Raw genomic sequence first — 13,064 nt, forward strand, 5'->3', positions numbered from 1 at the left:
GGCCGGCCGGTGCCGCTTTCGCTCAGAAGGGAGAGGCCATGAAGGGAACAGTGCTCCAACGGCCCGGACGGTGGCTCACGTGGGGAGCCACGACGGGCGAGGTAGCGGCCACGCTGCCCGGCGACGAACTCCTCGCCGACCCGGACATCGTCTCCACCCGGGCGGTCACCATCGGCGCGCCCCCCGAGGCGGTCTGGCCCTGGCTCGTGCAGATGGGCAGCGGTCGCGGTGGCGCCTACACCTACGACTGGATCGAGAACCTGTTCGGGCTCGACATGCACAGCGCCGACCAGATCCTGCCGCAGCTCCAGCACCTCGCCACCGGCGACGAACTACCGCTCGGCAAGAGCGGGCCCGCCATCCGGGTCGAGGTCCTCGACCCGCAGCGGACGCTGGTGTTCCGGTCCGCCGATGGCACCTGGGTCTGGGCCTTCCACCTGCGCCCTGACCGGGCGGGCACCCGGCTGATCAGCCGCAACCGGATCGCCCTGGCCGGCAGTCCCGGGCCGGCTCGGATCGCGTACCGCCTGGTGATGGAGCCGGGGAGCCTGGTCATGGAGCGCCGGATGCTGCTGGGTATCAAGCAGCGCGCGGAAGGCGCGTCATGAACGTGCTCGCCCGGTGCGTGGCGGCGGCGACGCTCGCCCCTTCGCTGCACAACAGCCAGCCATGGCTTTTCCGGGTCGCCGGCCGGGAAGTGCGGGTGTACGCGGACCACAGCCGCCGACTCGACGCGCTGGACGCGTCCGGGCGCGAACTCCTGATCAGTGTCGGTGCGGCCCTGTTCACCCTGCGGCTGGCTCTGCGGGCACACGGACGGCGCACGACCTACGTCCTCTTCCCGGAACCGGACTCGCCCGACCTGGTGGCCCGGGTGCTGCTCGACCGCGAAGCCCCACCGCCGGAAACCGTGACGACGCTGGCCGAAGCGATCGCCCAGCGGCACACCAACCGGTGGCCACTCGCCGACTCGGCGGTATCGGCCGACGCGATCGAGGAGCTGACCGCGGCCGCCGCGGACCAGGGAACGGCACTCACGATCGCCGGCCCGGTCACCCGCAACGCCATCCTGGGGCTTGGGCACCAGGCCGAGCGTCGGCTGCGCACGAGCGGCCGCTACCGGGCCGAGCTGAGCCGCTGGACGAGGCCCGCGCCGGCCCGCCGCGACGGCGTCCCAGCGGCCGCCATCGGACCGTGGGACGCCCTCGAACGGATGCCGATCCGGGACTTCGGGCTCGTCCACCCGCAGCCCTGGCGCACGAGTGAGTTCTTCGAGGCGCACCCGACCATCGCCGTGCTCGCGACGCTCGGTGACGGCCCAGACGACTGGGTCCGTGCCGGCCAGGGGTTGCAGCACGTCCTGCTGGCGGCCACCCGGCTGCGGTTGGCTACCACACCCATCAGCCAACCGGTCGAGGTTCCGGCGATCCGCGAACTGCTCACCGACACCGCGGCCGGCCGCTGGGCGCAAATGATCATTCGGATCGGATACGGACCGCAGGCTGCGGTGACACCGCGCCGGCCGCTGTCCGAGGTTCTGCGAACGAGCGACAAGTGACAATTCCACGATCATGGCGTACCCGGATGTACCGGGGCGGTCGCCCCGGTCGCCTGGCGCGGGTGCTCAACCGAATCGCCGCCGCCCAGCACAGCAGCGGATTCCTGGCACCGCCGGCCTGGGTGACTCTGGAAGTGGTCGGCCGCAGGAGCGGGCGGACGGTGGCCTTCCCGTTGGTGATGACCATTCATGACGGGGAGCGCTACGTGGTCTCGATGCTCGGGCGCCGGGCCAACTGGGTGGCCAACATCCGGGCCGCCGACGGCGCGGCCACCCTGCGGCGTGGCCGGCGGGAGCCGGTCCGGCTGGTCGAGGTCGACGTGGCGGAACGAGCCCCCATCCTGCGCGAATATCTCGCCAAGGCACCGGGTGCCCGCCCGCACTTCCCGATCGACAGGCATTCCTCACTCGCTGGGTTCACCGCGATAGCGCCGGAGTACCCGGTATTCCTGATCAGAGCGGCGGTGCCCTGAGGTCCCGGAGCGGGGGGCCAAAGGTCCTTAGGCGGACGGCTTCCGGCCCTGGGTGGCCGACCCCGGCTGGGCCTAGCGTGACTCCTGACCAGCCGAGATCTGTGAAAGGAATCGCCGTGACCGCGGTCGTATCCGAACCCCGCACGCTCGCCGAGCTCGACGACACCGAACTCGCCCGTCTGGACGCGTGGTGGCGCGCCGCCAACTACCTGACCATCGGTCAGATTTACCTGCGGGGCAACCCGTTGCTGCGCGAGCCACTGTCGGCTGAGCACATCAAGCCGCGCCTGCTCGGTCACTGGGGAACCAGCCCCGGTCTGTCGCTGATCTACGCGCACGTCTCCCGGTTGATCCGGCACACCGGTCAGCAGGCGATCTACCTGGCCGGCCCGGGTCACGGCGGCCCGGCACTGGTGGCCGCCGGGTACCTGGAAGGCACCTACAGCGAGATCTACCCGGACGTCAGCCAGGACGAGGCCGGGATGCTGCGCCTGTTCCGGCAGTTCTCCAGCCCGGGTGGTATCCCGTCGCACGTGTCGGTGACCACCCCCGGCTCCATCCACGAGGGCGGCGAGCTGGGCTACGTCCTGGTCCACGCGTTCGGCGCGGTCATGGACAACCCGGATCTGCTGGCCGTCGCGGTGGTGGGCGATGGTGAGGCCGAGACCGGGCCCCTCGAGGGCTCCTGGAAGGGCGTGTCCTTTCTCAACCCCCAGCGCGACGGTGCGGTCCTGCCGATCCTGCACCTCAACGACGCCAAGATCTCCGGTCCCACCGTGCTGGGGCGAAAGGATCCCGAGGAGGTACGCAACCTGCTGCGTGGCCACGGCTACGACGTCATCGAGGTCGAGGGCTCCGACCTGCCCGGCATGCACCACCGCTTCGCCGCCGCTCTCACCGCTGCCTGGACGAGGATCCGCGACATCCAGACCGCCGCCCGTGACGGTTCCTGGGACGGTACCCGCCCGACCTGGCCGCTGATCATCCTGCGGTCACCGAAGGGCTGGACCGGTCCGGACTCCGTCGACGGGATCACCGTCACCGGGACCTGGCGGTCGCACCAGGTGCCGCTGTCCGGCGTCAAGGACAACCCGGAGCACCTGGCACTGCTGGAGCGCTGGCTCACGTCGTACCGTCCGGAGGAACTGTTCGATTCCGCCGGCGCGCCGGTGGCGTTTATCCGGGACCAGGCTCCTGACGGTGACCTGCGGATGAGTGCCAGCCCGCATGCCAACGGCGGGGTGCTGGCCCGGGATCTGGACCTACCGGACTTCCGTGCCTACGCGGTCGACGTGCCCCGGCCCGCGCAGCAGCGGGCCGAGTCGACGCGCAAGCTGGGCGAGATGATGCGCGACATCTACCTCCGCAACGCCGACCGGTTCCGGTTGTTCTGCCCCGACGAGACCAACAGCAACCGGCTCGGTGCCATCTTCGAAGTCTCCGACCGCGCCTTCATGGAGCGAGTGACGCCGGAGGACGTGGCGCTCAGCCGCAACGGCCGGGTCATGGAGGTGCTCAGCGAGCACAACTGCCACGGCTGGCTGGAGGGCTACAACCTGACCGGCCGGCACGGCATGTTCGCCACGTACGAGGCGTTCGCCATGGTCAGCGCCTCGCAGACCGTGCAGCACGGCAAGTGGTTGCAGGAGGCCAGGAACCTGCCGTGGCGCGAGAAGGTGCCCAGCCTCAACGTGCTGCTCACCTCCACGGCGTGGCGCAACGACCACAACGGCTTCTCCCACCAGGGGCCCGGCCTGATCCAGGTGGTGCTCACCCAACGCGGCGACGTCGCCCGGGTCTACCTGCCGCCGGACGCCAACACCCTGCTGTCGGTGGCCGACCACTGCTTCCGGTCGCGGTCGTACATCAACCTGATCGTGATCGACAAGCAGCCGCAGCTGCAGTACCTCTCCATCGACGAGGCGATCGAGCACTGCGCCCGCGGCGCGGGCGTCTGGGACTGGGCCGGCACCGACGACGGCACCAGCGACCCCGACATCGTCCTCGCCTGCGCCGGCGACGTCGTCACAATGGAGACGGTCGCGGCGGCACAGATCCTGCGCGACCGGCTGCCCGGCTTCAAGGTCCGCGTCGTCAACGTGGTCGACCTGATGACCCTGGCCCGACCCAAGGACCACCCGCACGGCATGAGCGAGACCCTGTTCACCGAGCTGTTCACCGACACCGTCGACGTGGTGTTCTCCTTCCACGGCTACCCCGGCGCGATCCACCAACTCGTGCACGGCCGCCCGGACGCGGACCGGTTCCGCGTCCGCGGCTTCATCGAGCAGGGCACGACCACCACCCCGTTCGACATGACGGTGCGCAACAAGGCATCGCGGTACCACCTCGTGATGGACGCCATCAACAACGCCAAGCGCCTCCCCCGCGGCGCCGCGGATCTCAAAGCGTGGTGCCAGAGCCAGCTCGACCGCCACGAGACGTACGTGGTGGAGCACCTGGAGGACATGCCCGAGGTCCGCGACTGGGCCCTCGGCGACTGGGCCGCACGCGGCTGAGCCGCACCGAGACGGTGGCGCCGGGCCGGCGCCACCGTCTCGGTGACGATGCCCGGCGGCGGGGAGACCTGGAGGCGGGTGGCGGTCAGCCACCCGCCGCCTTGCTTCCCACCGGTACCGGTATGGCCCGGAATGGCGCAGGTCAGGGCCGAAAGAGCGCATCACCACACGCGTCCCCCACGGCCCGTCGATGAGGGTCGTCCGGCCCTACGGCGAAGAACCCCGACCGGTCTACAAAGGAAGAAAAGGAAGGGGTGACAGTGCCATGACCCGATACGTCTACGACTTCACCGACGGCAACAAGGACCTCAAGGACCTGCTCGGCGGCAAGGGCGCCAACCTGGCCGAGATGACCCTGATGGGCCTACCGGTGCCGCCCGGGTTCACCGTCACCACCGCGGCGTGCCGCGCCTACCTGCGCACCGGCACGATGCCCGCGGGCCTGCTCACCGAGGTCGAGCACCACCTGCGGCTGATGCAGACCCGGATGGGCAAGACCTTCGGCGACGCCGCGGATCCGCTGTTGCTGTCGGTACGCTCGGGCGCCAAGTTCTCGATGCCGGGGATGATGGAGACGATCCTGGACATCGGCCTGAACGACGCGAGTGTCGTCGGCCTCGGCCGGCAGAGCGCGGATGAGCGGTTCGCCTGGGACTCGTACCGACGCCTGATCCAGATGTTCGGCAAGACGGTTTTCGACGTTCCCGGCGAAGCTTTCGAGGAGGAGCTGACGGCCGCCCGGTCAATCGCGGGCGTCGCAACGGACCCGGAACTCGACACGAATCAACTGCAGGACCTGGTACACGCGTACAAGAAGGTGTTCCACGAGCACACCGGCCGGGACTTTCCGCAGGCGCCACACGAACAGCTGTTCCTGGCGATCGCGGCGGTGTTCCGCTCGTGGAACGCCGAACGCGCGATCTTGTACCGCCGACAGGAGCGCATCCCGCAGGACCTGGGCACCGCGGTCAACATCATGGCGATGGTCTTCGGCAACCGGGGAGAGAACTCCGGCACCGGGGTCGGCTTCACCCGGGACCCGGCCACCGGCCGTCGCGGCGTCTACGGCGACTACCTGCGCAACGCTCAAGGAGAGGACGTGGTCGCCGGGATCCGCAACGCCGTGCCGCTGGCCGAACTCGCGGCCATAGATCCAGCGAGCCATCGGCAACTGCTGTCGATCATGCAGCGGCTCGAGCAGCGTTACCGCGACCTGTGCGACATCGAGTTCACCATCGAGAACGGCACGTTGTGGATGCTGCAGACCCGGGTCGGCAAGCGCACCCCGGCCGCCGCGTTCGTCATCGCCGCCCAGTTGGTCGACGAGGGCCGCATCACCCTGGATGAGGCACTGCAGCGGGTCAGCGGCGAGCAACTGGCCCAGCTGATGTTCCCCAGTTTCGACACCACCGCGGCTCCCCCACCGCTGACCACCGGCGTACCGGCCTCTCCGGGCGCGTCCGTCGGCGCAATCGTCTTCGACTCCGCCGCCGCGGTGGCGGCGACCGAGCCGGTCATCCTGGTGCGCCGGGAGACCAATCCCGACGACCTGCCCGGCATGATCGCTGCTCAAGGCATCCTGACCTCGCGCGGCGGCAAGACGTCGCACGCCGCGGTGGTCGCCCGCGGCATGGGCAAGACATGTGTCTGCGGCACCGAGGAACTACGCATCGACGGCGACGCCGTCACCGTGGCGGGTCGCACCCTGCACGCCGGCGACATCATCTCGATCGACGGCACCACCGGAAAGGTCTACCCGGGATCGGTCGCCGTGCGGCCCTCCGCGGTGGTCCGGTACTTCGAGGGCGAGCTGGCGGCGGACGGCGACCCGTTGCTCTCCGCGGTGCAGCGGCTGATGATCCACGCCGATCACCGGGCCCGGCTCGGTGTGCACGCCAACGCCGACACCGGCGCCGACGCCGCCCGAGCCCGCCGCTTCGGCGCCACCGGGGTCGGCTTGTGCCGCACCGAGCACATGTTCCTCGGCGACCGCCGCCGGCTGGTCGAGCGGCTGATCCTGGCCGAGGACGACGTCGCGCGCGCCGGAGCCCTCCAGTCGCTGCTGCCCCTACAGCGGGCCGACTTCGAGGAGCTGTTCGCCGCGATGGACGGGCTGCCGGTGACCGTGCGGCTCATCGACCCACCGCTGCACGAGTTCCTGCCCCCGCTGGAGGAGCTGACCGCCCGGGTGGCCCACGCGGAGGCGCTCGGCGTGGACCCGGGCCACGACGGCACACTGCTGACGGCGGTGCGGCGGATGCACGAGCAGAACCCGATGCTCGGGCTGCGCGGCGTACGCCTGGGCCTGGTGCTCCCGGGGCTGTTCGCCACGCAGGTCCGCGCGATCGCGCAGGCCGCGGCCGCTCGGGTCGCCGCAGGCGGCGACCCCCAGCCGGAGATCATGGTTCCGCTGGTCGGAGCGGTTCAAGAGTTCGAGACGGTACGCGCGGAAGCGGAGTCGGTGCTGGCGAGCGTGCCCGGTGCGCCGCCGATCCGGATCGGCACCATGATCGAGGTGCCCCGGGCCGCCCTGACCGCCGGGCAGATCGCCAGCGTCGCCGAATTCTTCTCGTTCGGCACCAACGACCTGACCCAGATGACGTGGGGCTTCTCCCGCGACGACGTGGAAGGCGCGTTCTTCGGCCGGTACCTCGAGCTGGGCATCTTCGCGGTTTCACCGTTCGAGAGCATCGACCGCGACGGCGTGGGCGACCTCGTCCGCACCGCGGTCCAACGCGGCCGCGCCATCCGGCCCGACCTGACCGTCGGGGTCTGCGGCGAGCACGGCGGCGATCCGGCCTCGGTGCGGTTCTTCCACGACGCCGGCCTGGACTACGTGTCCTGCTCGCCGTTCCGGGTGCCGATCGCCCGGCTCGAGGCCGGTCGCGCCGCGGGCGCAGCGGCCGGCTCGGACAGCCGGTAGGAGGTCACTATGACAACGACGGTGACGCCGGTCCGCCACGGCGATCGGGAGATCGGCGCCTACATCGACGGACGCTTCGTGCCGGCCGTGGATGCCACCACCGTCGCGTTGGCCGCGCTGGCCACCGCGGCGGTGGCCACCGCGGCGGTGGCGGCGGGCCTGGCCATGCGTCGGCGCCCGGCGATCGGCACGGTGACGATGGGTCCCGGCGGCTGGATCAGTCTCAAGCGCACCGGCAGGCCACCGCTGCGCGCCGCCTCGGCGAGCCGGCCCTGGTGGGCGCACCTGTTGCGCGCGCACCGGCTCGTCGAGCAGCGCTGAGGTGTTCCGCCCGCACCTGGAGGTCCCGGACGGTCCCGACCCGTCCGGGACCTCTGGCCCTTAAACCGCGAGTGGTCGCTCGGCAAGGCTGGGAGGAGACGAAGGAGGGGTAATGGCCACCACATCGCACGAAGCCTGGCACGGGTTCCGCGGCACCGGCTGGCGCGAGACGATCGACGTCGGCGGGTTCATCCACGACAACTTCGAGCCGTACACCGGCGGGCCGGAGTTCCTGACCGGGCCGACGCACCGTACCGAGCGGATCTGGCAGCAGTTGCAGCGCATGTTCGTCGAGGAGAGCCGCCGCGGGATCTACGACGTGGACTCGCACACCCCGTCCACGATCACCTCCCACGAGCCGGGCTACCTCGACCAGGGCCACGAGCTCATCGTGGGCCTGCAGACCAGCGCACCGCTGCGCCGCGCGATCATGCCCAACGGCGGGCTGCGGATGGTGGAGGCCGGTCTCCAGGCGTACGGCTTCACCCTCGACCCGGCCGTGCGGACGATCTTCAGCCGATACCGCAAGACGCACAACGACGGCGTCTTCGACGCCTACCCGGCCGACGTGAAGGCCGCCCGCCGCTCGCACATCATCACCGGATTGCCGGACGCGTACGGCCGGGGCCGGATCATCGGCGACTACCGGCGCGTCGCGCTGTACGGGGTGGACCGCCTGATCGCCGAGCGCCAAGCGGTCAAGGCATCGCTCGACGGTCAACTGTCGTCGGAGGACGTGATCCGCGACCGTGAGGAGCTCGCCGAGCAGATTAGGGCGCTGGAGGAGCTGCGATTCATGGCCAGCCGGTACGGTTGCGACATCTCCGGCCCGGCGAGCACCGGCCGCGAGGCGATCCAGTGGTTGTACTTCGCCTACCTGGCGGCCACCAAGGAGCAGAACGGCGCGGCGATGTCGCTGGGCCGCACCGCCGCGTTCGTCGACGTGTACCTACAGCGCGACATCGCCGAGGGCCGGCTCACCGAGCGGGAGGCGCAGGAACTTGTCGACGACTTCGTCATCAAGCTGCGGATCATCCGGTTCCTGCGCACGCCCGACTACGACCAGTTGTTCTCCGGCGACCCGACCTGGGTGACCGAGGCGCTCGGGGGGATCGGCTGCGACGGCCGTCCGCTGGTCACCCGCACGAGCTTCCGCTACCTGCAAACCCTGTACAACCTGGGTCCGGCCCCGGAGCCGAACCTGACCGTGTTGTGGTCGCCGGCGCTGCCCGAGGGGTTCAAGCGGTTCTGCGCCCAGGTCTCCATCGACACGAGCGCCATCCAGTACGAGAACGACGACCTGATCCGACCCGCGTACAGCGACGACACCGCCATCGCCTGCTGCGTGTCGGCAATGCGGGTGGGCAAGGACATGCAGTTCTTCGGCGCCCGCGCCAACCTCGCCAAGGCCCTGCTGTACGCGATCAACGGCGGCCGCGACGAGATGACCGGCGAGCAGGTCTTCGTCGCCGAGCCGATCACCGACGACGTGCTCGACTACGACGAGGTCCTGGCCGCGTACGACCGGACGCTGGACTGGTTGGCCGAGACCTACGTCGACGCGCTCAACGTCATCCACTACATGCACGACAAGTACGCCTACGAGCGCATCGAGATGGCGCTGCACGACTACCCGGTGCACCGCTTCCTCGCCACCGGCATCGCCGGCCTGTCGGTCGCCGTGGACAGCCTGAGCGCCATCAAGCACGCCCATGTCAAGGTGCTGCGCGACGAGAACGGTCTGGCCGTCGACTATGCCGTGGACGGGGACTTCCCGGCCTTCGGCAACAACGACGACCGCGCCGACGCGATCGCCGTCGACCTGGTCGAACGATTCATGGCCAAGATCCGGCGGCAGCCCACCTACCGGGGTGCCGAGCCGTCGCTCTCGGTTCTCACGATCACCTCGAACGTGGTCTACGGCACGCACACCGGCAACACGCCCGACGGGCGGCGCGCCGGTGAGCCGTTCGCGCCGGGCGCGAACCCGATGAACGGCCGCGACACGCACGGCATGGTCGCCGCCGCGCTGTCGGTCGCCAAGCTGCCGTACCGCTGCGCGCGCGACGGGATCTCGCTGACGATCACCGTCACCCCGGACGGCCTCGGCCACGCCCGCGACGAACGGATCACCAACCTCGCCGGAGTGCTCGACGGCTACACCGACGGCGGCGGTTTCCACATGAACGTCAACGTGCTGAACCGGGCGACGCTCGAGGACGCCATGGCCCACCCGGAGCAGTACCCGCGGCTGACCATCCGCGTCTCCGGGTACGCGGTGAACTTCGTCAAGCTCACGCCGGAGCAGCAGCGCGATGTCATCTCCCGGACCTTCCACGGATCGCTGTGATGACCGTCGTCACAGCGCCGGTGACCGGCTCGCTCCACTCCTTTGACATCTCCACCGGAGTAGACGGGCCGGGCACCCGGTTCGTCGCGTTCCTGGCCGGTTGCCCGCTGCGCTGCCTCTACTGCCACAGCCCCGACACCCAGTACCGCCGTTTCGGCCGACCCACCTCCGTCGAGGACCTGCTCACCGAGATCCGCCGCTACGAACGCTTCCTGAAGGTCGCCCACGGCGGCGTCACCCTCAGCGGCGGCGAACCACTGCAACAGCCCGCCTTCACCCGCGAGGTGCTGCGCCGCTGCAAGGAGATGCGGCTGCACACCGCCCTGGACACCAGCGGCCTGCTCGGCGACCGCGCCGACGACGCCCTGCTCGACGCCACCGACCTGGTACTGCTCGACATCAAGTCCGGCGACCCGGCCACGTACCGGACCGTGACCCGCACCGGGCAGCTGACGCCGACCGTGCGGTTCGCGCACCGCCTGGCCGACCGTGGCATGCCGATCTGGGTCCGTTTCGTCCTCGTGCCCGGCCTCACCGACGACCCGTACAACGTCGACGCCGTCGCGTCCATCGCCGCAGACGTGCCCACCGTCGAACGCGTCGAGGTGCTGCCGTTCCACCGACTCGGCGCGCAGAAGTACGCCGCCCTCGGCCTGCCGTTTCCGCTGGCGGACACGCCAACGCCGGACGAGGCGCTGCTGCGTCGGGTCCGTCGCCAGTTCCACGATCACGGGCTGACGGTGTACTGACCGCCCACTGGCGTGGTCGAGCCCGGCGGGTACCGGCCGGCCGGTGGAACGGGACCTTCGGCCCTGAACGGCCGGGGCGGGCAAACAGCAAGGTGGTGGAGACGGATACGGAGGTTTTCCCATGACACCGCTCGATCAGGCCGCACGCGCCGCACAGCACGCCCCGTCAGTTTTCAACACCCAGCCCTGGACCTGGCGGATCAGCGGCGAGGCGATGGAGTTGTTCGCCGAGGAGGACCGCCGCGTCGACAGCATCGACCCCGACGGCCGACTGTTGCTGCTCAGCTGCGGCGCCGCCCTACACCATGCCCGCACCTACCTGGCCGCGGCCGGCTGGTCCGTGACTGTCGAACGCCTGCCCGACCCGGCACGGACCGATCTGCTGGCCCGGATCGACCTCGGCCGGCCGGTGCCACCCGATCCCGAGGCGGTACGCATGGCCGCAGCCATCCCCCACCGCCGCACCGACCGGCGAGCCTTCGACGACCGACCGGTGGCCGACATCGAGTTGACCAAACTGCGCCGCTTCGTCGAGGCGGAAGGCGCCTACCTACACGCGGTACGGCCCGACCAGGTGGCCATGCTCGCCGTCTCGGCCGAGATCGCCGCCGCCGTCGAGCTGGCCGACCCTGCCTACCGCGCCGACCTGCACCGCTGGACGAACCGGCCGGGACACGCCGGGGACGGCGTGCCGCCGACCACCGCGGTCAAGCCGGAACTGCGGCGCGTACCCGTCCGCGACTTCTTCCCCGACGCCGCGGCGAAGCTCGCCGCCGGCGCTGTCCACGACCAGGGTGCGGCCTACGTTGTCCTGTTCGGCAACGGCGACGAGCGCATCAACCTGCTTCGCGGCGGTGAGGCGCTGTCCGCGCTGCTGCTGCTGGCCACCGCCGACGGCCTGGCCACCGCTCCGCTGAGCGACGCCGTCGAGCCTGACTGGCCCCGCCACCTGCTGCGCCGCCTGGTCTCCCACATCGGAGAGCCGTATCTGGCGGTCCGACTCGGCTACCGGCCCGACCGCGAACCCGTGCCCGCCGCACCCCGCCGCGATCCCCGCGACGTCATCACCAACGTGAAGTAGGCCACGACGTACCCCTGACCGTGGCAACCGAAGCAGCGTGCCCGGTTGTCGTCGTTTTCCTCGACCAGTGCGAAGGAGACCCGCTGTGAACGGTTACCGCGACGCGGACCTGCAAGCGGCGGCGGAGGCCGGCATCCGCGCGCCGTCGATGCACAACAGCCAGCCGTGGCTGTTCCGACTGCGTGACGGCGCCATCGAGGTCGTCGCCGACCCGGCCCGGCAGCTCGCCGTCGCAGACCGGTCCGGCTGGGCGATCCGCCTGGCATGCGGCGCCGCCACCTACAACGCCCGCCTCGCCCTCGCCATGCGCAGCCGGCCGGCCGAGGTGCACCCACGCCCCCGCTCCACCGAATCCGCCGTGATCGCCCGGCTCATCCCCGGTCCGGAAAGGCCACCGACCTACGCCGAGCAGGACCTGTACGCCGCCATCGGCCGCCGGCACAGCAACCGGGCGCCGTTCTGGCCCGAACCGGTGCCGGCCGACGTTCGCATCCGCCTCATCGACGCCGCCCGCAGCGAATCCGCGTGGCTCGACCTGCTGGTCGGCATGACCGCCCTGGCCGGCTTCGCGGAGATCGCCGGCAGCGCCGACCGGGTGCTGCGCCGCGACGCCCGCTACCAAGCCGAGCTGATCAGCTGGATCCACGCCGACGACGCGCCCGACGGCGTTCCGGTGGGCGCCGGCGCACCCCTGCCCGAACCGCGGGACCTGCTGCCACAACGGGCTTTCGGCAACCGGCGCCGCGCACCCGCCCGTGAGCACGAACCCGAACCGCTGGTCGGCGTCCTCGGCGTGACCGGCGACTGGCCGGTGGACCAGATCAACGCCGGCCAGGCCCTGCAGAAGGTCCTGCTGACCGCAACCGACGCCGGCCTGGCCACCTCGATGGTCTCGCAACCGATCGAGGTACCGGCCGCCCGCGACCAGCTGCGGCGCTCCCTCGGCCGGACCGGATACCCGCAGCTAGCCCTGCGCATCGGCTACGGCACGCCAGGACGACCCACCCCGCGGCGGGACGTCGCCGACGTCGTCGTCAGTGAGAGCTGATAGACCGGCGGAGGCGCCCGAACGACACCGTTCCCAGGACCG

The 13,064-nt window shown here is 70.6% G+C and carries 10 protein-coding genes; all 10 read left to right on the forward strand.

Features of this window, described 5'->3' with window-relative positions; translation table 11 throughout:
- Window positions 1-38: 38 nt before the first annotated feature.
- On the forward strand, window positions 39-608 hold the full coding sequence (locus AB0A95_RS18250) for an SRPBCC family protein (protein WP_357556906.1): 570 nt from the start codon (window positions 39-41) through the stop codon (window positions 606-608).
- Window positions 605-1,558 carry a nitroreductase family protein gene (locus AB0A95_RS18255; protein ID WP_357556907.1) on the forward strand — a complete coding sequence of 318 codons (954 nt, stop codon included), beginning with the start codon at window positions 605-607 and terminating at the stop codon, window positions 1,556-1,558. The genes AB0A95_RS18250 and AB0A95_RS18255 overlap by 4 nt, the downstream gene beginning before the upstream one ends.
- Window positions 1,555-2,031: a nitroreductase/quinone reductase family protein gene (locus tag AB0A95_RS18260; protein ID WP_357556908.1), complete on the forward strand. Its 477-nt coding sequence runs from the start codon at window positions 1,555-1,557 to the stop codon at window positions 2,029-2,031. Before AB0A95_RS18255 ends, AB0A95_RS18260 begins: the two co-directional genes overlap by 4 nt.
- 116 nt (window positions 2,032-2,147) lie before the next feature.
- Window positions 2,148-4,550, forward strand: coding sequence for a phosphoketolase family protein (locus tag AB0A95_RS18265; protein WP_357556909.1), 2,403 nt, complete (start codon window positions 2,148-2,150; stop codon window positions 4,548-4,550).
- 265 nt (window positions 4,551-4,815) lie between these two features.
- Window positions 4,816-7,473 (forward strand): pyruvate, phosphate dikinase, encoded by a 2,658-nt coding sequence (gene ppdK / locus AB0A95_RS18270; RefSeq protein ID WP_357557008.1) that lies wholly within the window; start codon window positions 4,816-4,818, stop codon window positions 7,471-7,473.
- A gap of 9 nt (window positions 7,474-7,482) precedes the next feature.
- Window positions 7,483-7,794 carry a hypothetical protein gene (locus tag AB0A95_RS18275; RefSeq protein WP_357556910.1) on the forward strand — a complete coding sequence of 104 codons (312 nt, stop codon included), beginning with the start codon at window positions 7,483-7,485 and terminating at the stop codon, window positions 7,792-7,794.
- Between the two features lie 112 nt (window positions 7,795-7,906).
- Window positions 7,907-10,144, forward strand: coding sequence for a formate C-acetyltransferase (gene pflB, locus AB0A95_RS18280; protein WP_357556911.1), 2,238 nt, complete (start codon window positions 7,907-7,909; stop codon window positions 10,142-10,144).
- Window positions 10,144-10,893 carry a pyruvate formate-lyase-activating protein gene (pflA, locus tag AB0A95_RS18285; RefSeq protein ID WP_357556912.1) on the forward strand — a complete coding sequence of 250 codons (750 nt, stop codon included), beginning with the start codon at window positions 10,144-10,146 and terminating at the stop codon, window positions 10,891-10,893. Before pflB ends, pflA begins: the two co-directional genes overlap by 1 nt.
- 121 nt (window positions 10,894-11,014) lie before the next feature.
- Complete coding sequence (locus AB0A95_RS18290; RefSeq protein ID WP_357556913.1) at window positions 11,015-11,974, forward strand: nitroreductase; 960 nt, start codon at window positions 11,015-11,017, stop codon at window positions 11,972-11,974.
- 85 nt (window positions 11,975-12,059) lie between these two features.
- Entirely contained in the window at window positions 12,060-13,022 is a 963-nt protein-coding gene (locus AB0A95_RS18295; protein WP_357556914.1) for a nitroreductase, read from the forward strand.
- Window positions 13,023-13,064 lie beyond the last annotated feature (42 nt).

The organism is Micromonospora sp. NPDC049230 (assembly GCF_040647875.1).
Lineage (GTDB): Bacteria > Actinomycetota > Actinomycetes > Mycobacteriales > Micromonosporaceae > Micromonospora.